Source organism: Embleya hyalina (genome assembly GCF_003967355.1).
Classification (GTDB): domain Bacteria; phylum Actinomycetota; class Actinomycetes; order Streptomycetales; family Streptomycetaceae; genus Embleya; species Embleya hyalina.
The window spans coordinates 468,857-491,869 of record NZ_BIFH01000013.1 but is presented as its reverse complement, the minus strand read 5'-3'; the positions used below and the strand labels follow the sequence as shown (position 1 = coordinate 491,869).

Below are 23,013 nucleotides of genomic sequence, written 5' to 3'. Positions count from 1 at the left end.
GGCCACCGCCCGGGAGTACCGCACCGCCCGCAGCCTCCGTGCCACCCAGGAGCACCGCAGTGCCTGCGGCCTTCGCACCGACCGAAACGTGGCCGCCGCCCGTGAGCACCGGACCACCCGGGACCTCCCTGCCCACCGAAACGTCGCCGCCGCCCATGAGCGCCGCATCGCCCGGGGCCTCCCTGCCGACCGGGAGCACCGCACCGCCCGCGGCCTCCGCGCCACCCGGGACGGGGCCGTCGCCCGAGGCGTCCGTGTCGCTTGGGACGGGGCCGTCGCCCGGTGGGTCCGCCCGCCCCGAGAGCCCGAGCCGGCCGGAGTCGGCTCGTCGACAGCCCGTGCGCAGACGGCTGTTCCTCGGTCTTGCCGCCGGCGCGGCGGTGGCCGCCGCCGGCGGCGCGGCGGCCGTGCTGCTGCCGGGGAAAGCCGATTCGGCCCGGGGCGCGGCCGCGCTGCCGTCCGCCACCGGCCTCGGATCCTCGCCGCCGGCCACCGTCCCGGCCCCGCCGCCGGTCGTCCCGCACGCGCCGCTGCCCGCGCCGACCGGCCGCAAGGGTGTCCTCGACGGCCCCGCGGCCGCGACGTCGTGGACGGCCAAGGCGAGTGGACCGATCACCGACGTCGCCGTGCACGGGGGTTCGGTCATCGCCACCGGCAAGAACGGCCGGGACGCGTTCGACGCCGGTGCGGGCCGACCCCGGTGGACGCTGCCGCTGACCGGGGGTTGGAGCGACGCGGGCAGGGTCGCCGGGGACGACCGGGTCGTCTACCTCACCGGCACCGAGGCCGTCGGCGGGCAGGACGTACTGAGCGCCGTCCAGCCCGGCACCGGGAGGGAGTTGTGGACGCTCCCGCTCCCCCGTCCCCTGTGGACCCCCACGGGCGTGGCCGGCGTCGTCGACGACATCGCCTTCGTCACCGGCCGAGGGATCACCGATTCGACGGCGGGGTCCTCCTTCGCGTTCGTCTGGGCCGTCGACGTCCGCACCCGCACCGGCGTGTGGGAGACCGCGGGCGCGGACGTCGGCGGGTTGTTCGTCCCCCCGCGCGGCCCGAACCTGCTGCTGCACGGCGACCCCGACCGGGGCTCGGACGGACGCCTCGTGACGCTCGACGCGACGCGCGGGGGCGCCCGCGGCTGGACCATCGACGTACCGCCGGTGTCGACGCAGGGGTATGTCCCCGTGACAAGGCCGCCGATCCCCGTCTGTTGGACCGTCGGCGGCTTCGTCCACTGCGCGGACCGGGTCCGCCTGGTCGAACCGGACCGGGGAAGGCAGGTATGGGACTTCCCCGCCGCCACGGCCGGCGAGACCTTCACGGACTGCGCCTCGAACACCGACGGCGACACGGTCTTCGCCACCACTCGGACCACGCTGTACTGCCTCGACGCGAGGAAGGGCACGCTGCGTTGGCGCAGCTCGCTGCCCGGCGGCTCGGCGAGCCGCCCGACCTTCGAGACGCGAGGCCCCGTGGTCCGCTACGACTTCGGCAACGTGTACGTCGCGGACGGCGACGGAACTCTGTGGGCGGTCGAGGCGAGCACCGGGACGACCCGGTGGAAGCACCCGTTCCCGGTACAGTCGCCCGGTGACCGCACCGAGCCGATCCTGACCGCCGCGGCAGGCGTCGTGGTGATCGGATACGGCTTCGGACTCACCACGATCGACGCGGCCGGGTAGCCGAACACCGAGCCGGGTCCACGGGCCGAGCCACCGGCCCCGAATCCACCTTCGCCCCCGCGCCCAGCGCCTCCCCCGACCCCGCGCGGGCGGGCGGGCGGAGCCGGTAATTCCCGGCGGCCGGCCGGGCCCGCGAGGAATACTCGTGGCACGCCGGGAGACCTTCGTCCCGGATCACGTTTCGACGTGCCACCTGCGACGTGCCGTCCGGCGGGAGAACCGATGATGCCCCGGGAGTCCTTCGTCCACCTTCGCGGACGTCGGTTCGCCTACCTGGACTTCGCCGGCCCCGGCCCCGTTCTGCTCGCCCTGCACGGGCACTTCGGCCGGAGTCGGATCTTCGCGCCGCTCGCCGCCGCCCTGGCCGGACGGTATCGCGTCGTCGCGCTCGACCAGCGAGGCCACGGCCGCTCGGACAACGGTGGCGAATTCACGCCCGACGCCTACGTCGAGGACGCGGCCGCGTTCCTGCGCGCCCTCGACGTGGCCCCGGCGGCGGTCCTGGGGCACTCGATGGGCGGCGCCATCGCGTACCTCCTCGCGCGCGATCACCCGCGGCTGGTCTCCGCGCTCGTCGTCGCCGACATGACCGTGCTCAACCGGGAACCCGAGACGCACCCCGTCCTGGACGTCTCCGCCTGGCCGCGGCGCAGCGCCTCACGGGAGGCACTCGGCAGGGCCATCGAGGCGCGGGGGATCCCGGACGCCGGTTATTTCCTCGACAGCGCGGTCGAGTTCGACGACGGGTGGGGTCTGCTGTTCGACGCGGCCGACATGATGTCCTCCCAGCGGGCCCTGACCGGCGACTTCTCCGCCGCGTGGGCCGCCTCCGCGCAGCCGGCGCTGCTGCTGCGGGCGGAGCGGAGCTTCATCCTCGGCGCCGCCACGGCGCGGCGCATGGCCTCCGAGCGGCCTCGTACGAAGCTGGTCGAGGTCCCCGACTGCGGACACTGGCTGTACGCCGACGCCCCGGAGGAATTCGCCCGACACACCGGCGCCTTCCTGGACCGCGTCCACCCCGACCCCCACCGCTGACGCCGCCCGTCCTCGGCGGCGGTCAGGACGACCCCGTCGCCGACATCGCGCTCCTCGGGAAAGGTGTGTGCGGCCGGTGTTCCCAGCCTCGGTCGGTGCGGGCGAGTTCGCGGAAGCCGGCCGCGGTCAGCCGGGCGATCGAGGTGGTGTCGGCGGCGGATTCGTAGTCGAGCACGCGGTCCGTGCCGGCGAGGTGCAGCCATTCGGCCGCGTGGGCGAGCAGGTGGCCGGTCGGATCGTCCGCGTCGGTGTCCGGTGCGACGTGCAGGTTGCCGATGTCGGCCAGGCCACCGCCTCGGGCGCGGCGTTCGGGCCGGTCGAGCATGGTGTCGACCTCGATGAAGCCGAGTTCGCGGTCCCCGCGAAGGGCGGTCGGTCGGGTACCGCACTCACCGACGGATCGACGCACGACAAGACGCTGCGCCGAGGGGTCGGCGGGCGCTCGGCGGAGATCGGCGACCTCCGCGATCAGGACGACCTCGGTGTCGCCCGTGTGGTGGAACCCGGCACGCTCGTAGACGGCCCGGACGTGCGGCCACGGTCGCGGCAGGCCGTACACGCCCGGCGCCGGCAGCGCGCCGTCCGCGTACCGCGTCCGCACGTCCCAGCGGGCCGACTGCGCGAGGCACGCCCGCATCAGCAGGTCGGCGGCCCGCTCGGCGTCGGGCCGACAGACGAACCAGTCGACCACGCTCGCGTCCCGGTAGTCGACGCCGACCTCGGCGTCGTCGCGATAGCGCAGCAGATGCGCCGCGGCCACCACGCACCGCCGGTGTTCGGCCACCAGCGTGACCCGTTCCGCGACCCAAGGGTCGGTGACGAACTCGCCGGGCCGCCGGGTCAGGCCGTCGAGCACCGTGTTCACGGACACGGATACCCCCGGGACCACGGCGGCCACGTGGGCGTTGACGAGATCGGTGAGTCGGTCGCGGTCGTCGCGACGAAAGAGGCGCACCGTGGGAACGGACGAGGGCATGCGGAGAACTCCGTTGACGATCCGACAGAGAAGCCGCCATGCGATGCGGTACCCGGCCGACGATACCTCAGACTCGGACCGGACCGGACCGGTCGGCCACCGACCGCCGACCACGCCACTCCCCGCGCCCGGGCTCAGCGCGGCTCGTCGCCCTCGATGACGATGCGATGCATGACCCGCGGACCCCGGTAGTCGTACACCGCGTAGTGCTGGGTGCTGCGGTTGTCCCACAGCGCGATGTCGCCCGGCCGCCAGGTGAACCGCACCTGGAAGTCGGGCCGAGTCACGTGGTCGAAGAGGTGGGGCAGCAGCAACTCGTTCTCGCGTTCGTCGAGTTCGACGATCCGGGTGGTGAAGATGCGGTTCACGTACAGGCATCGGCGACCGGTCACCGGATGGGTGCGCACCACGGGATGCACGACCGGCGGCAGCGCGTCCGTGTCGCCGCCTCGATGCGAGCGCGACTTGGTGACGTCGTGCTCCGCGGTGAGGCCGTCCAGCAGCGCGCGCATCGGCGCCGAGAGGGCGGCGTACGCGCTCTCCATGTCCGCCCACAGCGTGTCGCCGCCGAGCGGCGGCAGCGACACCGCGCGCAACATCGTGCCCATCGGCGGGCGGGCCAGGAACGTCGCGTCGCTGTGCCAGATGTCGGCGTTGGAGACCTTCGGCCGGTCGCCGTCGGTGGCCAGCACCATGACCTCCGGCAGGTCGGCCTCGGGCGGCTCGCCGAACGGAAAGCGCTGGAGCGCCCCGAAGCCGGCCGCGAAGTCGCGCTGGCGGCGCGCGGAGACGTCCTGGTCGCGGAAGAACAGCACCTGGTGGGTGTGCAGCGCGTCGGCGAGGCGGGCGTAGGCGTCCGCGCCGAGTTCGCGGTTCAGGTCGATCCCGGCGATCTCGGCGCCGATGGCGGGTGTCAGGGGGCGGACGTCGAACACGGGTACTCCAGGGTCGTCTTGGCGGATGCGATCGAGCCTTGTGAGACAGACTGTCTTAATCGATCGACTGAGACGGAATGTCTTACACTCCTCCCGTGGATGTCAAGACCCGAACCCGCGCACGCATCCTGGACGCCGCCGAGCGCCTGTTCGCCGAGCGCGGCATCGCCGCCGTGTCGCTGCGCGAGATCGGCGCCGCGGCGGGACAGCGCAACAACTCCGCCGTGCAGTACCACTTCGGCACCCGCGAGGCACTGGTCCGCGCGCTGTACGAGGACCGCCTCGCGCCGCTCAACCTGCGCCGCCTCGACCTGCTCGCGGCCCTGCCCGACGAGCGCCGCGACGATCTGTCGGCGCTCGTCGACATCCACCTGCGACCGCTCGCGGAGGCCATGCGCGACGGTGCGCGCGAAAGCCACTACGCCCGATTCGTGCACCGCTTCACGCTCGAAGGCGAGGTGCTGTCCCCGCCGCTGGGCGCCGACGTCGCCGGCGGCGTGCGCGCCGTCACCGCGCTGATCGAGGACACCCTCGCGGCCGCCGAGCCGGACACCCCGCCCGCCGTGCACGCGACCCGGCTGCGGCTGATGTTGCTCCTGGTCACCGCCACCCTCGCCGACAGCGAACGCCGCCTCGACCGGGGCGCCGAACTCCCCCTGCCCTTCGAGGACTTGCTGATCGAACTCGCCGACGCGGCGGTGGCCGTACTGGATCCCACGGGAGCCGTGCGCCGACGCTGATCCCGGATCCGGCGCGCCACGCGACCCACACCGGTAGCGTCGAGTCCATGATCGTATGGCTCAACGGCACGCACGGCGCCGGCAAGACGACAACCGGCGCGCTCCTGCAACCGCTCCTCCCGGATTCACGGGTGTTCGACGCCGAGAAGGTCGGCGAGACGCTCATGGACATCAAGCCCGGGCTGCCGGCGACGGACAACTTCCAACACTGGCCGCCGTGGCGCCGGTTGGTCGTCGAGACCGCCCACCGCGTACTCGACTACACCGGCGGCACCCTGGTCATGCCGATGACCGTCCTGGTCGAGCGGTACTGGCGCGAGATCAGTTCGGGTCTGGCCGGACACGCCATCCCGATACGGCACTTCGTCCTCCACGCCGACCAGGACACCCTGCGCCGGCGCATCGAGGGCGACACCCTCCTCGGCCCCTCCCCCTTCCGTTTCAAGTATCTGGAGCCCTACGCCGAGGCGGCCCGCACCTGGCTGCACGCCGAGGCCGAGGTCATCGACACCACACACCTCACCCCCGCCGAGACGGCCCTACGGATCGCCGAGGCCGTCGGCCACAGGGCCGAGGTCGCCGGTGAGGATGGTTCGGGTGATCGGGGGGCGGTCCCACAGGGCGAGGAGTTCGTCGGCGAGGTCCGCGACGGGTAGTGGGTCCTCGTCGTGGCCCGCCTGGATCGAGGCCGCCGACAGGCCACGCGGGACGGCCCCGGCGTCGAGGAGGACGCGCCAGTCCCGCGGCCCGAGTTCCAGGTACTCCAGGCCGGTGAGCCCGGCGATCTCTCGTGGGTCGGCGATCGTGCCGGGGCAGGCGGTGAGGGTCCGCAGCCGCGGCAGGCCGACGAGCGGTGCGAGGCCGAGGGGCGCGTCGTGCCACACCCCGATGGACACGACCTCCAGGTCGGGATGGACGGCGGCCTCCAGGCCCCGCGGGTTCGAGGCGTTGATCCAAGCCACCGCCACCGACCGCGGATCCGCTCCGCGCGGCCCGGATTCCACCCGCCCGCGTCGGTCGAGCATCATGTCGGTGAGCGAGTCGGCGACGAGCCCGGCGCCGACGCTCTCCTCGTGGGAGAGGATGATCACCTGTCCGGTGTGTCCCCGGGGGCCGGGTGTCAGATCGACGGCCAACCGGTCGCCGCCGCCGTTGTCCCCGAAGACGATCCAGCCCGGTGAGCCGACCAGTCCCTGGACGACCGCGTCGGGCCGGACGTCGACCGCGTTCATCGCCGCGAACTGCCATGGGGAGTAGCGGGTCGCCGCCTCGGCGACGTACAGGTCCGCCAGGCAGAAGAGTTCGCAGCGCACGGCCGCGGCATGGCGCCGCGCCGCCTCGTGGTCGTCCTGCCAATCCTCCCAACGCGCCCGCGTCACCCGGTGGAGCGCTTTGAGTTCGTCGGGAAGGGCGATGCCCAGACGCGCCTCGGCGGCGGCGATCTCGGCCTCCGTCGCGCCGACCGCGTCGGGCAGTCGTTCGCGCAGCGTTCGCTCGAGGAGCGCGGGGTCCGCCGACGGCGCCGGCACCGCCCCCGGCACCGCGTCGGGCAGGCGATGCCAGGACCGCGGAAGCGCGCCCTCGACCAGGACGAGCGCTCCCGGATGCGGGCCGACTCCGGGCTCCACGGCCGGGCCGTACTCGAGTATGCGCAGCAGCGTCCTTCCCGCCGGATCGACCTCCACGGCGAACGAGACGACGTCGACGCCGTCCTCGGCCAGAGCGCCGCGCACCCGCCCCACGGCATCGTGCTCGTCCCGATAGGACCGCGGCGGCCCTCCCCTGAGCGGCACGCTCCAGCCGCCCCGTCCGATGTACCCCGCCACGCGCCCGCCCGGGACGGCGAGACGCTCCGCCCGGCTCGCTCGCACGAGGCGCAGCACGGGCTCCCAGGTCGCGAAGTCGTGGATCGAGCGAGCCGCGTTCCGGTGATCGTCCATGCCGGGACCGTACGCCCAGCCACCGACGCTCGACCACCGTCGCACGTCGACACGCCGGCACCACTCGGTCGCGGCGCGGGCAGGTCGGCGGCGGCCGTCCGTGCCCCGGCGCCGTTCGGGCCGAGCGGCGCCGGGGGTGGCGTGCGTTGCGGCGGCAGTGTCCGCCGCGGGCCCGGCCTCGTGGGCGGTCGGTTCGTCGGCCGGGCCGGTCGCGCCCTCCGCCGCGTCGGTCCGGCCCCGGAAGGTCGCGGCGCGGGGCAGCGCTCGGCGAGACCCGCCAACAGGCGGGCGTACGCCCGGCGTTGCGGCGAACGCGGGTGGCCGCGCCCGGCGGGCCGACCGGCCGCCCTCTCACGTGTCCTCGGACGCGGCCCCTTCCACGATCGACAGCACGGTCGGGGTGGGGACGACGCCGGCCAACCGCAGACCCGCCGCGTCGAACAGTCGGGCGAAGTCCGCCTCGGTGCGCTCCCGGCCGACCAGCGACGCCATCATCATCAGGTCCAGTGCCTTGCCCTGGTGCGGTTCGTTGCCCCGCGGCAGCACCGCGTCGACGACGAGGACCCGACCGCCGGGCGCCATCGCCCGGCGGCAGTTGCGCAGGATCCGCACGCACTGCTCGTCGTCCCAGTCGTGCAGGATGCGCTTGAGCAGGTAGACGTCTCCGGCGGGAACCGAGGCGAAGAAGTCGCCCTCCGACGTGGCCCAGCGGCCCGTCAGTTCCGGGACCTCCAGTCGGTGGCCGGCCAGGACGTGGGCATGGTCGTACAGGATTCCCCGCAGACGCGGCCCGGCGCGCAACGCGGCCAGCAGGAAACCGCCGTAGCCGCCGCCCACATCCACGAGGGTGGCCGCCTCGGGGAAGGCGTAGGCGGCGGCGATCGGAACGTTCTCCGCCTCCGACATGGAGTCCATGCCCGCGTGGAATACGGCGGCGGTCTTCTCGTCCCGGGCGAAGTGCTCGAAGAACGGCACGCCGAAGATGTCCTCGAAGGCCGAGGAACCCGTTTCCAGACAGCGGGTCATCTCCCCGCTCGGCAGCCACATCGTGTGATCCGTCAGCATCAGGACCGCGGCGCGTGCCGAGACGGGCGCGTCCGAACGCAACGAGTCCCCCGCCGGGGTCAGCCGGAACCGGCCCCGGTCGTCCTCCTCGAACAACCCCCGGGTCGCCAGGAGTCGCAGCAGCCGATACAGGTTCTGTTCCCGGGTGCCGGTCAACCGCGCCAGTTCCGCCGCACCGAGGGGTCCGTCGGCCAGATGGTCCGCGACCCCGACCGTCGCGGCCGCGCGCAACGCGGCCGGATACAGAAACCCCAGGGCCTCCTCGACGACAAGGGCGGCACTGCGCCGCCCGGCCTCCTCACCCGACTCGCGGGGATCACCGTTCATGCAATCGCCTCCGAACGCCCAAACCATCCGAGTCACACATCGAGCACGACCACCCGCCCGCCCAGGGCGGCCCCGCCACCCCCGTCCTCTTCGGCTTCATCACCATACGAAGGTCCATCATGACGTTCCGTGAAGCCCGATGGGACCCCCCGACGCACGCGACCGTCACCACCCGAAGGTGGTCGCCTACACGGCCGCCGGAACGGTGCCGGCCGGATCCGTCGATCCGCCTGGTCCGGCCGGTGGGTCAGAGGCGGACGACGACCAGGGCGATGTCGTCGCGGCCGCCGCCGGCCAGGTCGAGGCGTTCGAGGAGTTCGTCGGCCAGGCGCTCGGAGCCGAGGCCGGTGAGGTCGCCGAGGGTGGCGGTGAGGCGGTCCAGGCCGGTGTCGACGTCCTCGCCGCGGCGTTCGATCAGGCCGTCGGTGTAGATGACGAGCGTGTCGCCCGCGTGGTAGCCGGTGCCGGCCTGCGGCCGGGGCACGTGCTCGGGTCGCGCGCCCAGCGGCGGGTCGGTGGCGTGGTCGAGGAGTTCGTGGGTGCCGTCGGCGTGCAGCAGCACCGGCGGCGGATGGCCGGCGCTGGAGTAGACGAGCAGCTTCGAACGGCTGTCCACGAGCACGCTGATGGCGGTCGTGGCGAGCGCCCCCTCGACGGACCGTGCGTACATGCCCAGCACCTCCAGGGCGCCGGCCGGCCCGGCGACCACCCGACTGGCCGCGGACAGCGCGCTGCGGAGCATGCCCATGACGGTGGCGGCCTCCAGGCCGTGCCCGACGACGTCGCCCACGGCGACGCTGAACCGCCCGTCGGCCAAGTCGACGGCGTCGTACCAGTCTCCGCACACGTTCAGCGAATCCACCGCCGGCAGATAGCGCACCGCCACCTCGGAGTGCCGAGCCAGGTCCGGCGAATGCAACATCGCCTCCTGGAGGGTGACGGCGACTTCCCGCTCCCGGGCGTTGGCCGCCCGCAGTTCCTCGTTCAGTCGCTGCAACTCCCGGGCCCGGACGAACAGTTCCGCCTCCGCTCCCGCCTCGTGTTCGGTTCGCGGCGCCCCCTCGCCGCAGTCGTGGAACCGGCGGGACCGGATGAACGCGGTCACGTCCTCGACCCGGTGGATGAGCCACGCCACCTCCCCGTCCGGACCCCTGACGGGAGCGTTCACCGAGGACCACCAACGCTCCTCGAACACCCCGGGCCGCTCGACCACGGGGATGTCGTACTGCTGCACGGCCATCGTGTCCGCCTCGCCCGTGGCGAGCGCCCGCTCCAGTGACATCCCGAGGTTTCGCACCCCGTCCGCGTCCGGGTCGGCGGGATTGCCGGGGAACGCGTCGAACAGATACCGCCCGAGCAGTTCCTCCCGGGTGCGACCGGTCACCCGCAGATACGCCTCGTTGACGTCCACGATCAGCAGATCCGGCGCAAGCACCAGGTACGGGCTCCGCGTCGCGGCGAACAACGCCCTGTAGTCGACCTCGACCGTCACGCGACCACCGGCTCCCCATCCAGACGGCCCCTCTCGCCAGGCTACGCACCCCACCGCCCATCGGCGCGCCGGCACCACGGGCCCACCGGAGGCGGCGGAAGGCCGGTTGCCGGGTCCCGAGGCCGAACTCGTCGGCGCCGGAGGGGTCGTGCGATTGCGATATCGTTCGCGGCCGGGAACAGCGGGGATATCGGCCGGGGGGCGACCATGGTGGAGGACTTCGGCCGGCGGGTGGAGCCGTATCGGCGGGAACTGCTCGCCCACTGCTACCGCGTCCTCGGTTCGGTCCACGACGCCGAGGACCTGGTTCAGGAGACCTACCTGCGGGCCTGGCGGGCGCGGGATCGATACGACCCGGCCCGCGGTTCGCTGCGGACCTGGCTGTATCGGATCGCGACGCACGCCTGCCTGACGGCCTTGGAGACCCGCGGTCGCCGACCGCTGCCCTCGGGAATGGTCGCCGACAGCCGGCCGCTCGATCCGCTGGTCCACGGCGGCGAGGTCACCTGGCTGCAACCGATGCCCGACGCGCTGCTGCACCTCGGGGATCCCGCCGGCGCGGCCGTCGATCGCGGCAGCCTGCGCCTGGCCTTCGTCGCCGCGTTGCAACTCCTCTCGGCACGGCAGCGCGCCGCGCTGATCCTGCGCGAGGTGCTCGCCTTCTCCGCCGCCGAGACCGCGGACATCCTCGGTACGTCGGTCGCCTCCGTCAACAGTTCGCTGCAGCGGGCGCGGGCGCGGCTGAGCCGAACGGGCGTCCTGGAGGACCAGGTCGACGAGCCCTCGCAGGCGGAACAGCGGGCCTGTGTCGATCGCTACATGACGGCGTTCGTGAACGCCGACGTCGAAGGGCTCAAGCGGCTCCTGACCGACGATGTCCTGATGGAGATGCCGCCGATGCTCAATTGGTTCGTCGGGCGCGACAACTACGGGCAATTCATGGACTGGGTGTTCGACAAGGCGGGCACCACGTGGCGGCTGGTCCCCGTCGCGGCCAACGGTCAGCCGGGGTTCGCCGCCTACAACCTCGGCGCCGACGGCGTGTTCGAGGTGCACACCCTCCAGGTGTTCACCGTCACCACCTCCGGCATCGACAGGAACACCGTGTTCCGGGACCCCGAGGTGTTCGCGTCGTTCGGCCTCGCGCCGCGGCTCGGAATCCGACGGCCGCCGGGGCATGTCTTCGGCCGCTGAAAAAAGTTCGTCTCGGCGCGATGAGTTCGGATCCCGCCGCCGGTATGTATCCGCGGAGCCGCACCCGACTCCCGGTGCGTCGCAGACCGCGACGATCCGCGCCAGTACGACCGGAACGAGGAAACCCATGACCACCAACCGCACCAGGGCCGCGGACGAGACCGCCATCCTGAAGGTACTCGAGGGTGTGTACGACGCCTGGGACGCGCACGACGCCGACGCGTTCGTGGCCGACTACACCGAGGACGCCTGCGCGATCCTGCCGGGCTCCTACCGTCCGTCCCGCGAGGACGTCCGCCGGAGCATGGCGGCCGGCTTCGACGGTTTCCTGAAGGGCTCGACAACCGACAACAAGGTACTGGGCATTCGCTTCCTCAACGACGACACCGCCCTCGTGGTCAGCGAATCGAACGTCGTCTTCGCGGGCGAGACCGAAGTACCGGCCGACCGCGCCGCGATCGCGACGTGGGTCCTGACCCGCCGGGACGGCAGGTGGCTGCTCGCGTCGTACCAGAACTCCCCCGCCGTCGTGAACATGCGCTGACGACGGCGACGGCGACGCGGGCCACCCGACCGCGGCGCGTTCCGCCGCGTACCCGCTCCGGGTACGCGGCGGGCGCGCCGCGCGTCCACGGCCTCCGCATCCGGACGCCGACACCGCGTGCCGCCGCGACCGCACCACGACGACATCGTGCACGAAGCGCCGAATGAGCACCGACGGCGCTCACGTTCCGTGGGATGTCGTCACCATGTGGATGCATCGGCCGAACGTGGTTCCCGGAACCTCGGGGGGCGGGCGTCTCGCCGGCGGGATCCCGCGAGCCGACGCAGACTCGAAGGATGGAGATCCACCAGGCCCACGGGCACGTGACGCTCCCCGACCGCGACGACGTCGAGGTCACGCTCGACCTGTACGACTGGCCGGTCGACGGTGACACCCTCCCCAACAGGTGGACCGCCGTCATCGACGGTCCACCCGCCATGGAGGCGGGCGTCGAGGGCGTCCTGCACCTCGACACCGAGCCGACCGCCCTCGGCCACCGCTTCGTCGTCGTCGCCCGCGGCAACCACGTCACCCAGATCATCGGCCACGACCCGAACTGACCCACCGGGCGAACCGACGTCCCGCCGGCGGCCGACGTCGTCCCGGATCACCGCGATCGCGACACGGGGCCGCGCGAATCGGTATGCGCGCCGCGCGGGCGTTGTCGTGCGATCGGCAAACGCTCGCGGGGATCGCTCCTCCGCCACGCGCCGGGCCATGCGTTTCGAGGACGGCGGTGGACGTGCCGCTCACGGTCGAACGACCGGTGTGACGGTCGCGAACAGGGCATACGAGGGGGATCGAAAAAAAACCACGGTCCGACCGCGTGGAGCACGTGGAGAAGGGAGCCGCATGCCGTCCGACGTCGATCTCTCGGCGGCGCTGTCCAGGGTCAAGGAGAGCGAGACCTCACTGGTCGCGCAGGTGCTGCGGACCACCGTGGCGGCCGTCACCTCGTATGTCGCCGCGCTGCTGCTGACCGGCCCCGATCCGCAGCCGATCCTGTCTCCGCTCACCGCGCTCCTGGTGGTCCAGGTCACCTCGTACGCGACGTTCACCACGGGTGTACAGCGGGTGGCCAGCGTGGTCTCCGGGGTGCTGATCGCGGTGCTGTTCAGCGAGGCGGTCGGGCTCAACTGGTGGAGTCTGACCCTGCTGTTGTTGGCCTCGCTCGGTCTGGGGCACCTGATCCGGCTCGGCGATTCGATCAACGAGGTGGCGATCAGCGCGATGATCGTGCTGGGCGTCAGCCAGGTCGCCGACACCGCGTGGGACCGGATCGCGGAGACCCTGATCGGGGCCGCGGTCGGCATGGTCTTCTCCCTCGTCCTGGCGCCGCCGGTGCACGTCCGGCCCGCGAACGAGGCGGTGATGTCGGCCTTCGACGGGCTGACCCGCCTGCTGGACACGATGGCCCGGGAGATCGGCGAGGACGTCAGCCACGCCCGGGCGCACGGCTGGCTGGAGGAGGCCCGCCGGATCGACCGGGACATCGTGCGCGTGGACGCGACGTTGTCGACGGCCGAGGAGGGTACCCGGCTCAACCCGCGCGGCAGACGGGCCACCGTGCGGGTGCTGGCGCTGCGCAGCGGCCTGGACACCGCCGAGATCAGCGCGGTGGCGCTGCGCATGGTGTGTCGGGCACTGAGCGGGCTCTACGCGCGGGGTGCGCACGGCGAGCCGGCGTACACCGAGATCCCGTTGGCCACCGCACAGTCCCTGCGCAGTCTGTTCCACTCGCTCGCGGCGCTGTTCGCGGCGTACGGCCATCTGGTCGTGTTGCACGGGCGGGCCCTGCCGGAGGAGGCCGCCCGGGCCGAGGACACCCTGCGCGACCGGCTGACCGAGGCGCTCGCGGACCGCTCGCGCACCGAGGCGATCCTGCTCGCCGACTCGATCGAGAACCCGGACCGCTGGGAGCTGTACGGCACGCTGCTGACCGCCGTCGACAAGCTCGTCGACGAGACCCGCCCGGCGGGCACCCCGGGCGACCTGGCGCAGCGCATCGAGGAGCGGCGGCGCCGACTGGCCGAGGAGCGCCGGCTGCGCGCCGTGGTCGCCCGGCCCGGTCCGGTCCTGCGCGAGCGCATCCGGCGTGTGGTGGCGCCCACCGACCGCCTCCTCCGTGTCCCGCGCCGCCTGCGACGGCCCCTGCGGCACACCCTGCGTCGCCGGACCTGACGGCCGGGGGCGCCGGCGGGGCGGTGGGCGCGGGCGCCGGCCACGTGCCTTTCGAGCGCGTGGCCGGCGCCCGCCGCGGTCACCGCGTCCGGGTCGCGGTAGTCCCGGTCAGCCCGCCTGGACGAGACCGGTGAGGCCCGGCGGGAGGTCGCGGGTGTGGACGACGCCGAGGCGTTGCGTCGCCCGGGTCAGGGCCACGTACAGGTCCGCCAGGGCGAACGCGGCCGGCTCCGCGACGATCACGACGTCGAACTCCAGGCCCTTGGCCTGCTTGGGATCGAGCAGCACCAACGGCCGGGTCAGGTCCGGCTCGACGCCTCGCTCGGCGTGCGGGATCGCCGTCGCCAGCGTGTCGATCAGCTCGCGCGGCGCGATCACGGCGACGCGGCCGGCGACCGGAATCCGCGCGTCGGCGCCGCCGGCGTCTCCCGGGCCCGCCCCCGGGGTGACCGCGTCGTGCGCGACCCCCTCCGGCGCGACCCCTTCGTGCGCGACCGCCCAGGCCACGGCCGCCGGCAGGTCCGCGGTGTGCCGCGACCACGGCTTCACGCCGGTCGAGCGCACCGAGTCCGGCGGCCCGAACCCGGGGTCGACGGCCCGCACGACCTCCGCCGCGACCTCCATGATCTCGGTCGGCGTACGGTAGTTCACGCCCAGGCGCACCCGCTCCCAGCGGCCCTCGACGAACGGCACCAGGATGCGCTCCCACGAGCCGCACGCGCCCGGCTCCGAGGTCTGCGCGGGGTCGCCGACCAGGGTCATCGACCGGGTGGGGCTGCGCCGCATCAGCAACCGCCAGGCCATCGCGGACAGTTCCTGGGCCTCGTCGACCACGATGTGGCCGTACGCCCAGGTGCGGTCCGCCGCCGCGCGTTCGGCGGAGGTGCGGTGGTCGAGTTCCTCCTGGCGTTCGGCGAGGCGTTCGGCGTCCACGAGGTCGTGGGCGCTCAGCACCTCGGACTCCTCGTCGTCGCGATCCTCGAACTCCTGGGTGCGCGAGCCGTACGACAGGTCGAGCACGCCCTGCGCGTAGGCGATCCGCCGGCGGCGTTCGGCGGCTGCCAGGGCCCGCGCCAACGAGTCGTCCTCGCCCAGGAGTTCGGCGGCCTCGTCGAGCAACGGCACGTCGGCGACCGTCCATTCGACGGCGGCCCGGGTCCCGAAGACCGGGTCGTATCCGATCGGTCGCCGGATCGCCGCCGCGTCCTCGTCGGACAGGTAGACCGGTTCGGCGAGGTAGTCCGCGATCAACTCCTGCGGCGTGAGGCGCGGCCACAGTTCGTCGATGGCCGCCTGGACGGCCGGGCTCTCGGCGACCGACATCGACAACTGCGCGATCTCGCCCGAGCCGAGGAAGTTCGGCCCGCCGAACGGGTCGGCGCCGAGCCGATCGACCAACTGCTCGGTCAGGCCGTCGATCACGCGCGACGCGAACGCCGGGCGGGCCAGGTTGTGCGGCAGCGGCGTCGCCCGCGCCTTGCTCCGGGCGGCCTCGGCGATCGCCGCGTCGAGGTACAGGTCGCCGTCGTCGTGCTCGATGAACAACGGCGTCTCGGGCACCGTCTGCCGGTCGGCCACGAAGCGGCCCAGCACCTCGGCCATCGCGGCCCGACCCTTGACCTCGGCGGCCTCCGGGGTGTCGACGGCGGTCGCGGTCACGCCCGGGAACAGCTCGCCGGGGGTGGCGAATTGCACGCCCGTCTCGCCGAGCGACGGCAGCACGTCCTCGATGTAGCCGAGGAAGGCGGGGTTGGGGCCGACCACGAGCACGACGCGGCGGGTCAACTGCTCGCGGTTCGCGTACAGCAGGTAGGCCGCGCGGTGCAGCGCGACGACGGTCTTGCCGGTGCCCGGGCCGCCCTCGACCACGAGCACACCGCCGTGCGGCGCGCGGATGATCCGGTCCTGCTCGGCCTGGATGGTCTGCACGATGTCGTGCATGCGCCCGGTGCGGGCCGCGTCGAGCGACGCGAGCAGCACGGCGTCGGCGTCCGAGCCCTCGAAGCCGGTACGGGTGGCGTCGGTGAGGTCCAGGATCTCGTCGTGCAGCCCGGTGACCCGGCGCCCGGACGTGGTGATGTGCCGCCGACGCCGCAGCCCCATCGGGGTGTGCCCGGTCGCCAGATAGAACGGCCGGGCGACGTCGGCCCGCCAGTCGATGACCAACGGCGTGTGCTCGGCGTCGTCGCGGCGGATCCCGATGCGCCCGATGTGATGGTCGGCACCGTCGCGGAACAACAATCGTCCGAAACACAGGCCGTTCGCTCCGGCGTCCAACGCCGCCAGCAGGCCCGACTGCTCGAAGACCACGATGTCCCGCTCGACGCGCGCCTGCCGGGTGCCGTCGTGCTCGCGCCCGAGCGCGCTCGTCACGGCGGCCTCCGTCCGGGCGCGCAGGTCCGCGAGATGCGCGTACAGCACATCGACGAATTCCTGCTCGTGTCCCAATTCGGCGTTTGACAATTCGACTCCCGGGCGGATATCATGTCGTCATTCAGCTTTCCGAATACCATTCGGAATCGGTATTCAGAACCACCAAATATACCTCGCGAAAAGCCCCGGGCGTCAAGACGCCCGGGGCTTTTCCGTTCCGCCCGCCGGCGCACCGCTACTCGAAGCGCGCGGTGTCGCCCGCCCCGCGGCGGACGATCTCGGCCTCGTCGCTGGAGAAGTCGATGACCGTGGTCGGCTGGATGCCGCAGTCGCCGGAGTCCACCACGGCGTCCACCACGTGGTCGAGCCGTTCCTTGATCTCCCAGCCCTGCGTCAGCGGCTCCTCCTCGCCGGGCAGGAGCAGCGTGCTGGACAGGATCGGCTCACCGAGTTCGGCGAGCAGGGCCTGGGTGACGACGTGGTCGGGAATCCGGACGCCGACCGTCTTCTTCTTCGGATGCAGCAGCTGCTTCGGCACCTCCGACGTGGCCCGGAGAATGAAGGTGTAGGGGCCGGGCGTGGACGCCTTGATCGCCCGGAACACGTCGTTGTCCAGGTGTACGAACCGGCCCAGCTGGGCGAAGCTCTCGCACACCAGGGTGAAGTGGTGCCGGTCGTCGAGCTCGCGGATCGCGCGAATCCGGGCGATGCCCTCACGGTTGCCCAATTGGCATCCCAGTGCGAAACAGGAATCCGTCGGGTACACGACGAGCGACCCGCCGCGAATCAGGTCGACCACACTGCCGATGGTGCGTTGCTGGGGGTTCTCGGGATGCACATCGAAATACTTCGCCATGCGCAGACCATACGGGGACCGGGCCCCGCGGTGTCCCGGACGCGGTTTCGCGACCCTGTGCCGCATCGTGCGGGAAGCGTGGTTTCGGGGAAACGGGAGGCTTGTCCGGAGTCACTTGTGGGGCTCGCCACACGATCCGAGGCGTAGCAATCCGGTGACATGGCGGGACCCGATTCGTCGACTGTTCCGGGCTAACGTCGATCTTGCACGGCGCGCCACCGCCTCCCGTCCCAACACCGGAGGGAGTGGGCAACGTGTGCGTCCTCAACACCAATTGCTCGGGAGAAATCGCATGTCCCTCGTAACGACCCGCCGTACGAACACCGTCCGTACACTGGCCGGCACCGTGCTGGCGGCGGCTCTGCTGATCCCCACCGCAACGGCGTGCGACTCGGACGACAAGGACAAGACCACCGCGCCGGCCGCCACGGCCAAGGTCGGCGACAGCACCCCGCCGGTCGCCCCGCCCGCGCCGGCCGCCGCATCCGACGCGCCCGGCACGAGCGCGCCGACCGGCACGACCAAGCCGAAGACCGGCACCCCGCCGGCCACGACGCCCAAGGGCGGCTCCTCCGGCGGCGGCAAGACCCTGGTGGACGGCAGCACGGCCGAGATCGAGAACCTCGGCGCCCAGCGCTACCGTGCCAAGATCGTCAACGGGGGCCAGGTCCTCGCCACGCTCGAAACCAACGACACGGACGCCGGGCTCGACGCCAACGGCATGTTCGTCGTGCTCTCGATGGACGGCACGATCCACTCCTGGATGGGCGGCGAACACACCGGTCCGGGCACCTTCCAACTCCCCGGCGGCTGGACGGCCGAGGTCACCAAGGTCGGCGAACTCCGGTTCCGTGCGCGGATCCTCGGCAACGGGGGCGTGAACCACGGCACATTGGAAGCGAACCAGCACGACGCCGGCGCGGTCGCCAACGGCATATACATCGTGCTGAGTTCGGGCGGCGAGATCAGCGCCCACGAGTAGACCCCGCCGCCTGCCCGGCGAGATGGTGGAGCCACCCCGGCTGCTCCACCCCTCCGGAGACCCGAACGTTCGATCGGCAACGCCCCCCTTGCCGCATCGCAACGACCCACCCCGATCCCGGCGCGGCGCCGGGTCGAGGGACGTGTCCGGTGACGTCGTCGGCCGTCGACCGCATCCGCGACCCGTCGCGGACGCCGCCGACCGGGCCCGGAGTCCGCCGCGAACCGGCCTGGGATCGGCCGTCGTCGCGGGCACCATGCGGTGCCATGGACATGAGCGAGCTTGCCCGCCGGGGATTCGGCTCCGGCGCCGACCGTTACCATCGGGCCCGGCCCGCGTACCGCCCCGAGGTGATCGCGTACCTGCACGGCGCGGTCGACCTCGGCCCGGGTCGTGAAGTGCTCGACCTCGCGGCGGGGACCGGCCGGATGACCGCCGAACTCGTCGCGCTGGGCGCCGACGTCACCGCGGTCGAGCCGTCCGAGGCGATGCGGGCCACCTTCGCCCGGGCGCTGCCCGAGGTCCCGCTGCACATCGGCAGCGCCGAGGAAATCCCCTTCCCCGCCGGGTCGTTCGACGCGGTCGTGGTCGCGCAGGCGTTCCACTGGTTCGACGGTCCCGCCGCGCTGCGCGAGATCGCTCGGGTGTTGCGCCCGGGCGGCGGCCTGGTGCTGCTGTGGAACGAGCGCGACGAGTCGGACGCCGAGGCGCTCGCGCTGAGCGCGGTCACCGAGTGGAAGGAGTTCCAGCCGTACGAGGTCGGCCGCGACTTCCGCACCGACCTCGACGCGTCGGGCCGCTACCTCCCCGCGGTGCGCCGCGACTTCCGCTGGACCGAGACCCTCGCGCACCGGGAACTCACCGACCGCATCGCCACGCTCAGCTACGTCAACGCGCTGCCCGAGGCCGAACACGCGGACTTCTTCGCCCGCCTGCGCACGCACCTGGCCGATCGCCCCGACCCGATGGACATCCCGTACGTGACGGACACCTTCGTCACGCACGAACACACCGCCTGACCCACCCGGTATGCCGTTCGCCCACTCCTTCGCGGGTACGGAGCAGACGGCGATCCACCGGTTCCGCTCGGAACGACGGGAGATACAACGGAAGTTGCGACGCCTCCTGCGACGCGTGCTGCAACGCGACCTGCAACGCGAGCCGCTACGGAGGATATGACGAAGAATGCGACGTGAGCGGCAACGGAAGCCGCGACGCGCGACACACCTGACGACTCATGGTAGCCGAATGACCACATACTGTCACCACTCCTGCGTCCATCCGGCAAGAGTCAGGCGGCCCCGGACACCGTGTCGCCGCTTTCCACGCCGCCTCGGAATTCGGCCATTCGATCGCCGCCCCCGCACACGAACAGACAGGACGCATTCCGGATTCCGCGACCTCGGCAGTCTTATGGCGATACGCGCCCGTTGTTAGAGTGACACGGGAAATACAGCGAGCCGGGCGGGGATTCTCTTCCGCCGAATCAGCCAGCCGACGGAGGTGCACGTGTCGTTGTCCGATGAGGATCTTCGAGTCATCGCCGGAGACGTTCTGCGATCTGTTCGCTATCTCACCCTGGGGACCGCCTCTCGGGGCGGCGAATCGTGGATGACCCCATTGGCGCACGCCTGGGACTTCGCGGACCACTTCTACTGGATATCGGCCGCCGACTCCCGGCACTCGCGCAACATCGACGAGAATCCGGCCGTTTCGGTGCTGGCCTACGATCTCGGCACGACCGGGACGGATCAGGCCCTGTTCGGCAGCGGAACCGCCCGGCCGCTGACCGACGACGAGGTCGCCGAGGGCTGCGCCGTCTACTACGCGCGGCGCTACCCCGACCCGGAGGTGCGGGTGAAGCGCGAGCGCCCGGCGGACGACTTCCGCGGAGCGTCGCCCAATCGGCTGTACCGCGCCCGCATCGAGGCCTACTCCCTGCTGCACCCGGACGGCCACCCCGTGCACGGCGGTCTGGTCAGTCACCGGGTCACCGTCGCGTTCAGCACCGCGCAGTTGCATCCCGCCGACTGAGCAACCGGACGAATCGGGCGCCCGGACGAATCGGGCGCCTTGTATCGTGACGCCCTCGGGGATGCGCGGGCGGGCCGGAACGGCCGCCTCGAGTGAGGAGTCACGGTCATGCGGACGTATGCCGGTGAGGACGTCGTGCTCGGACTCGACCTCGGAGGCACCGCCTTCAAGTCGGCGCTGATCGGCCGCGACGGCACCCACGAATTCGTCGGCCGGCACCGCAGCGGGCGTGAACTGGGCCCCGACGCCGTGGTGGACCACGTGCTCGACCACGCCGCCGCCTCGGTGGCCGAGGCGACCCGGCGCGGCACCGTGGTGCGCGCCGTCGGGGTCGCCGCCTGCGGGGTGGTGGACGAGGCGGCCGGGGTGGCCGTGTTCTCCTCCGCCTTCCGGTGGCGGGACGTGTCGCTGCGCGACCGGCTGGCCGAACGACTGGGCCTACCCGTGGCGCTCGGGCACGACGTGCGCGCCGGCGGTGTCGCCGAGGCCCGCCTGGGCGCCGGCGTCGGCCACGACGTCTTCCTGTTCGTGCCGATCGGTACCGGCGTGGGCGCGGCGATCATGATCGGCGGACGGCCGTTCGTCGGCGCCCACTGGCGAGCCGGCGAGATGGGCCACACGGTCCTGCGGGCGAACGGCCGCGCCTGTGGGTGCGGCCGGCGCGGATGCGTGAGCACCGTGGTCGGCGGGCCGGCCATCGCGCGCCGCCATCGCGAACTCGCGAACCCCGGCGACGGGCCGGCCGTCGACGCCGCCGACGTCGCGCGCCTGGCGGCCGAGGGCGAGGCGATCGCGACCCGGGTGTGGTCCGAGATGATCGACGGCCTGGCCGACACCTTGGTGGCGTCCGTGACGATGCTCGATCCCTCCGCCGTCGTGCTGGGCGGTGGGATCGGGCGCTCGGGTGACCTGCTGCTGCGCCCGCTGCGCGCGGAACTCGAACGGCGGCTGACCTTCGAGGTGCCGCCGCAGCTGCTCGGCGCACGCTTCGAGGACGAGTCGGGCTCGTTGGGCGCCGGCCTGCTGGCCTGGGATCTCCTGGCCGGCGACCACCCGTCCGGCCCCTGAAACCCCGCCCTCGGCCGCCGAGTTCGCCGTCCTCAATCGGCGAGTTCGCCGTCCTCGGCGATCCGGAAGGCATTCGCGGCGATGGTCAGGCCCGGGTTCACCGCCGCCGAGGACGGGAACACCGCGCTGTCGGCCACCCACAGATTGCGCAGGTCGTGCGCCTTGCCGTAGGGGTCGACGACGCTGGTGGCCGGGTCCTCGCCCATCACCGCCGTACCGCACTGGTGGGAGTTGACCGCCACCCCCATGCGCCGGGTGAAGACCATGGGATATCCCGATCGCCGCAGCACGTCCGCGGTGCGCCGCACCAGTTCCCGATGCGGCGCCAGGTTGTTCGGCGACCAGTGCACGACCACCCGATCCGCCCCGTCGACGGTGACGCGATTGTTCGACGAGGGCAGGTCCTCGCTGGTGAGGTACAGGTCCACGCTGTGCGCGGCCAGCGCGCCGAGGATCGGCGCCGGCACCCGCTCGCCGAGCACGCGGGCCATCGGGGCCTGGAGCTTCCCGAGCGTTTGTACATTGCCCAGCGGCCCGTGCGGGCCCTCGTCGCGATACCAGTCGTTCCAGCCGAGGGTCTTCTGGAAGACCGTGTCGTTGCGGCGGCGCGGGTCGACCGCGACCACGAACGTGCTGTTGTGCACCATGTAGTTGCGGCCCACCCGCCCCGAGCCGTCGGCCAGGCCGCGCCCCGGCCCGGGGCCGGACCGCAGGAGCAGCGCGGCGGTGTTGACCGCCCCGGCCGCCAGCACGAATCGTTCGGCCACGATACGCAGTTCCCGGCCGTCCCGGGTGGCGACGGCCTCGGTCACACGGGTGCCGCTCGGGTCGGTGCGCAGCCGGACGACCGTGGTGCGGGTCAGCAGTTCGACGTTGCCCGCGACCAGCGCGGGGCGCATCGCGCACACGTCGGCGTCGCTCTTGGCGTCCAGCAGGCACGGGAAGCCGTCGCAGGTGGCACAGCGCACGCAGCCTCCCCCGGTACGCAGATCCACCCCGATCGGCATGTCGAACGGCGTCAGTCCCTGGCCGCGCAGGGAGTCGGCCAGTGCCGCGACGGCGGGTTCGTGGGCCACCCCGGGGAACGGGAAGTCGCCCGACCGCCACGGCTCGGTGGGGTCCTGCCCCGGGGTGCCGTGCACCCGGTAGACCCGCTCCGCGCGGGCGTAGTGCGGTTCGATGTCGCGATAGTCGATCGGCCAGGCCGGCGAGACGCCCTCGTGCAGGTCGACCGCACCGAAGTCCGTTTCCCGAAATCGCGGCAGCGTGGCCCCGTATACCTTGGTGTTTCCGCCCACGTAGTAGTGCACGCCGGGTCGGAAGGGCCGGCTCGTGTCGTCGTACCAGCTTTCGCTGTTGCGATAGCGGCTCCGGGTGAAAACGGCTTTCGGCGACCAGTTCTCGTATTCGCGCGGCAGGAAGTCCCCCCGCTCGATCACCGTGACCCGGGCCCCGAGATCACGCAGCGCGTAGGCGAGTGTCGCGCCTCCCATGCCGGAGCCGATGATCGCGATATCGCACCGAATCTCGTCGGAGCGCGGTTCGAGCAGGCCGGGCAGGTGTGCGGGAGGGGTATTCGACACGTGAAT

19 protein-coding genes and 1 pseudogene are annotated in these 23,013 nt (G+C 72.3%); 12 read left to right on the top strand and 8 right to left on the bottom strand.

Going from position 1 to position 23,013, the window contains the following annotated elements:
• Positions 1 to 338: 338 nt before the first annotated feature.
• Positions 339 to 1,682 (top strand): outer membrane protein assembly factor BamB family protein, encoded by a 1,344-nt coding sequence (locus EMA17_RS51575; protein WP_160161279.1) that lies wholly within the window; start codon positions 339 to 341, stop codon positions 1,680 to 1,682.
• Positions 1,683 to 1,907: 225 nt separating this feature from the next.
• Complete coding sequence (locus tag EMA17_RS02155; RefSeq protein WP_126635531.1) at positions 1,908 to 2,717, top strand: alpha/beta fold hydrolase; 810 nt, start codon at positions 1,908 to 1,910, stop codon at positions 2,715 to 2,717.
• A 22-nt stretch (positions 2,718 to 2,739) separates the two neighbouring features.
• Here EMA17_RS02155 and EMA17_RS02150 read toward each other — a convergent pair whose 3' ends face one another.
• Positions 2,740 to 3,693, bottom strand: a complete 954-nt coding sequence (locus tag EMA17_RS02150) for an N-acetyltransferase (protein WP_126635116.1) — start codon at positions 3,691 to 3,693, stop codon at positions 2,740 to 2,742.
• Positions 3,694 to 3,827: 134 nt separating this feature from the next.
• On the bottom strand, positions 3,828 to 4,628 hold the full coding sequence (locus EMA17_RS02145) for a TauD/TfdA dioxygenase family protein (protein WP_126635115.1): 801 nt from the start codon (positions 4,626 to 4,628) through the stop codon (positions 3,828 to 3,830).
• 95 nt (positions 4,629 to 4,723) lie between these two features.
• On the opposite strand from EMA17_RS02145, the gene EMA17_RS02140 reads away from it, so the two are divergent.
• Both EMA17_RS02140 and EMA17_RS02135 read left to right on the top strand, forming a co-directional pair.
• The gene (locus tag EMA17_RS02140) at positions 4,724 to 5,368 is read left to right on the top strand and encodes a TetR/AcrR family transcriptional regulator (protein ID WP_160161278.1); all 645 of its coding nucleotides are present in this window, start codon (positions 4,724 to 4,726) and stop codon (positions 5,366 to 5,368) included.
• A gap of 47 nt (positions 5,369 to 5,415) precedes the next feature.
• Positions 5,416 to 5,928: pseudogene (locus tag EMA17_RS02135) on the top strand (ATP-binding protein); the annotation flags it as partial.
• Here the strand turns inward: EMA17_RS02135 and EMA17_RS02130 are convergent.
• From EMA17_RS02130 to EMA17_RS02120, 3 genes are all read right to left on the bottom strand, one after another.
• On the bottom strand, positions 5,908 to 7,308 hold the full coding sequence (locus EMA17_RS02130; RefSeq protein WP_126635113.1) for an SMI1/KNR4 family protein: 1,401 nt from the start codon (positions 7,306 to 7,308) through the stop codon (positions 5,908 to 5,910). The pseudogene EMA17_RS02135 and the gene EMA17_RS02130 overlap by 21 nt on opposite strands.
• A 351-nt stretch (positions 7,309 to 7,659) precedes the next feature.
• Complete coding sequence (locus EMA17_RS02125; protein WP_126635112.1) at positions 7,660 to 8,700, bottom strand: methyltransferase; 1,041 nt, start codon at positions 8,698 to 8,700, stop codon at positions 7,660 to 7,662.
• 247 nt (positions 8,701 to 8,947) lie between these two features.
• Positions 8,948 to 10,192: a PP2C family protein-serine/threonine phosphatase gene (locus tag EMA17_RS02120; RefSeq protein ID WP_126635111.1), complete on the bottom strand. Its 1,245-nt coding sequence runs from the start codon at positions 10,190 to 10,192 to the stop codon at positions 8,948 to 8,950.
• A gap of 207 nt (positions 10,193 to 10,399) precedes the next feature.
• Between EMA17_RS02120 and EMA17_RS02115 the strand changes: the two genes are divergently transcribed.
• From EMA17_RS02115 to EMA17_RS02100, 4 genes are all read left to right on the top strand, one after another.
• Positions 10,400 to 11,386 (top strand): sigma-70 family RNA polymerase sigma factor, encoded by a 987-nt coding sequence (locus EMA17_RS02115; RefSeq protein ID WP_126635110.1) that lies wholly within the window; start codon positions 10,400 to 10,402, stop codon positions 11,384 to 11,386.
• Between the two features lie 127 nt (positions 11,387 to 11,513).
• The gene (locus tag EMA17_RS02110) at positions 11,514 to 11,930 is read left to right on the top strand and encodes an SgcJ/EcaC family oxidoreductase (protein WP_126635109.1); all 417 of its coding nucleotides are present in this window, start codon (positions 11,514 to 11,516) and stop codon (positions 11,928 to 11,930) included.
• A 296-nt stretch (positions 11,931 to 12,226) separates the two neighbouring features.
• Positions 12,227 to 12,490 carry a hypothetical protein gene (locus tag EMA17_RS51570; RefSeq protein ID WP_160161277.1) on the top strand — a complete coding sequence of 88 codons (264 nt, stop codon included), beginning with the start codon at positions 12,227 to 12,229 and terminating at the stop codon, positions 12,488 to 12,490.
• A gap of 292 nt (positions 12,491 to 12,782) precedes the next feature.
• On the top strand, positions 12,783 to 14,111 hold the full coding sequence (locus tag EMA17_RS02100) for an FUSC family protein (protein WP_160161276.1): 1,329 nt from the start codon (positions 12,783 to 12,785) through the stop codon (positions 14,109 to 14,111).
• Positions 14,112 to 14,219: 108 nt separating this feature from the next.
• Here the strand turns inward: EMA17_RS02100 and EMA17_RS02095 are convergent, their stop codons facing one another.
• Together EMA17_RS02095 and EMA17_RS02090 are read right to left on the bottom strand one after the other, a co-directional pair.
• Complete coding sequence (locus EMA17_RS02095; protein ID WP_371862946.1) at positions 14,220 to 16,574, bottom strand: HelD family protein; 2,355 nt, start codon at positions 16,572 to 16,574, stop codon at positions 14,220 to 14,222.
• Positions 16,575 to 16,719: 145 nt separating this feature from the next.
• Positions 16,720 to 17,340: an L-threonylcarbamoyladenylate synthase gene (locus EMA17_RS02090; protein ID WP_126635106.1), complete on the bottom strand. Its 621-nt coding sequence runs from the start codon at positions 17,338 to 17,340 to the stop codon at positions 16,720 to 16,722.
• Positions 17,341 to 17,632: 292 nt separating this feature from the next.
• On the opposite strand from EMA17_RS02090, the gene EMA17_RS02085 reads away from it, so the two are divergent.
• The 4 genes from EMA17_RS02085 (at position 17,633) to EMA17_RS02070 (ending at position 21,424) form a co-directional block, all read left to right on the top strand.
• Positions 17,633 to 18,322 carry a hypothetical protein gene (locus tag EMA17_RS02085; protein WP_126635105.1) on the top strand — a complete coding sequence of 230 codons (690 nt, stop codon included), beginning with the start codon at positions 17,633 to 17,635 and terminating at the stop codon, positions 18,320 to 18,322.
• A gap of 272 nt (positions 18,323 to 18,594) precedes the next feature.
• A complete protein-coding gene (locus tag EMA17_RS02080; RefSeq protein WP_126635104.1) occupies positions 18,595 to 19,341 on the top strand; it encodes a class I SAM-dependent methyltransferase in 747 nt (248 codons plus the stop codon).
• 484 nt (positions 19,342 to 19,825) lie between these two features.
• Positions 19,826 to 20,356 carry a pyridoxamine 5'-phosphate oxidase family protein gene (locus EMA17_RS02075; RefSeq protein WP_307721517.1) on the top strand — a complete coding sequence of 177 codons (531 nt, stop codon included), beginning with the start codon at positions 19,826 to 19,828 and terminating at the stop codon, positions 20,354 to 20,356.
• Between the two features lie 108 nt (positions 20,357 to 20,464).
• Positions 20,465 to 21,424, top strand: a complete 960-nt coding sequence (locus EMA17_RS02070) for an ROK family protein (protein ID WP_126635102.1) — start codon at positions 20,465 to 20,467, stop codon at positions 21,422 to 21,424.
• Between the two features lie 32 nt (positions 21,425 to 21,456).
• Here the strand turns inward: EMA17_RS02070 and EMA17_RS02065 are convergent, their stop codons facing one another.
• A complete protein-coding gene (locus EMA17_RS02065) occupies positions 21,457 to 23,007 on the bottom strand; it encodes a GMC oxidoreductase (protein WP_246126388.1) in 1,551 nt (516 codons plus the stop codon).
• Positions 23,008 to 23,013: the final 6 nt, after the last annotated feature.

Bases quoted from the DNA above. Each gene is read 5' to 3' on its own strand.
- EMA17_RS02110 (WP_126635109.1), top strand. From the start codon at position 11,514: ATGACCACCAACCGCACCAGGGCCGCGGACGAGACCGCCATCCTGAAG.
- EMA17_RS02150 (WP_126635116.1), bottom strand. From the start codon at position 3,693: ATGCCCTCGTCCGTTCCCACGGTGCGCCTCTTTCGTCGCGACGACCGC.
- EMA17_RS02125 (WP_126635112.1), bottom strand. From the start codon at position 8,700: ATGAACGGTGATCCCCGCGAGTCGGGTGAGGAGGCCGGGCGGCGCAGT.
- EMA17_RS02115 (WP_126635110.1), top strand. From the start codon at position 10,400: ATGGTGGAGGACTTCGGCCGGCGGGTGGAGCCGTATCGGCGGGAACTG.
- EMA17_RS02090 (WP_126635106.1), bottom strand. From the start codon at position 17,340: ATGGCGAAGTATTTCGATGTGCATCCCGAGAACCCCCAGCAACGCACC.
- EMA17_RS02080 (WP_126635104.1), top strand. From the start codon at position 18,595: ATGAGCGAGCTTGCCCGCCGGGGATTCGGCTCCGGCGCCGACCGTTAC.
- EMA17_RS51570 (WP_160161277.1), top strand. From the start codon at position 12,227: ATGGAGATCCACCAGGCCCACGGGCACGTGACGCTCCCCGACCGCGAC.
- EMA17_RS02070 (WP_126635102.1), top strand. From the start codon at position 20,465: ATGCGGACGTATGCCGGTGAGGACGTCGTGCTCGGACTCGACCTCGGA.
- EMA17_RS02085 (WP_126635105.1), top strand. From the start codon at position 17,633: ATGTCCCTCGTAACGACCCGCCGTACGAACACCGTCCGTACACTGGCC.
- EMA17_RS02155 (WP_126635531.1), top strand. From the start codon at position 1,908: ATGCCCCGGGAGTCCTTCGTCCACCTTCGCGGACGTCGGTTCGCCTAC.
- EMA17_RS02130 (WP_126635113.1), bottom strand. From the start codon at position 7,308: ATGGACGATCACCGGAACGCGGCTCGCTCGATCCACGACTTCGCGACC.
- EMA17_RS02100 (WP_160161276.1), top strand. From the start codon at position 12,783: ATGCCGTCCGACGTCGATCTCTCGGCGGCGCTGTCCAGGGTCAAGGAG.